The organism is Mesorhizobium sp. GbtcB19, assembly GCF_019091085.1.
Classification (GTDB): domain Bacteria; phylum Pseudomonadota; class Alphaproteobacteria; order Rhizobiales; family Rhizobiaceae; genus Mesorhizobium.
In genome coordinates, this window is sequence record NZ_JAGXJY010000102.1 from 1 (window position 1) to 591 (window position 591).

The following is a 591-nucleotide window of genomic DNA, read 5'->3' on the forward strand; positions in this document are numbered from 1 at the left end:
TTTCATGGTCCCTTCCCTTGCCATTCCCCCTTCCCTTTTTCTTTTATCCCGTCACTTTTTTCCTCAAATCCTTTTTTTACTCTTCTTTATCCCTCAAGTAAATAGGGTTATCTTGAAAGTATTTAATAATCGTTTGGCTCATTCTCCAGTAATTCCCTATCGCTTCCTCAATTTCATCAAGATATTCTATTTCTTCAATCGCTTTAACAAAATGCTTATCTTTATATGTTGTATAACTCGGGGGATTTTTATCCTCAAATAAATTTGGTAGTGGTCTTTTAGTATTAGAAAACCTATCTCTCACCTCTATAGCTTTCCGCTTAAAATCCTTTTCTGTTATTTCCCAAATATATGGCGGATTAACAACTTGAGTTAATATATATCCCAATAGCTCTTGAATAAAAACATCTGAGTCTATTTCATTAATTAACTTATCTCAAGATGCTCTTTTTATTTTTCCAATTCGTTCTGAAACTCTAATTTCACTTGTATTTAACTCTATTTTTCCTAACAATTCTAAAATTTGATTTTCAGGATATACAAAAACTTTTTTATATAATTCCCTAAATATCCGTTCATTATTTTTTTCAT

General features: G+C 30.3%; 1 protein-coding gene. It reads right to left on the reverse strand.

The genetic code is table 11. From position 1 onward, the window contains the following. Positions 1 to 76 precede the first annotated feature (76 nt). Positions 77 to 304: a hypothetical protein gene (locus tag KVT37_RS31795; protein WP_217578963.1), complete on the reverse strand. Its 228-nt coding sequence runs from the start codon at positions 302 to 304 to the stop codon at positions 77 to 79. Between the last annotated feature and the right edge of the window lie 287 nt (positions 305 to 591).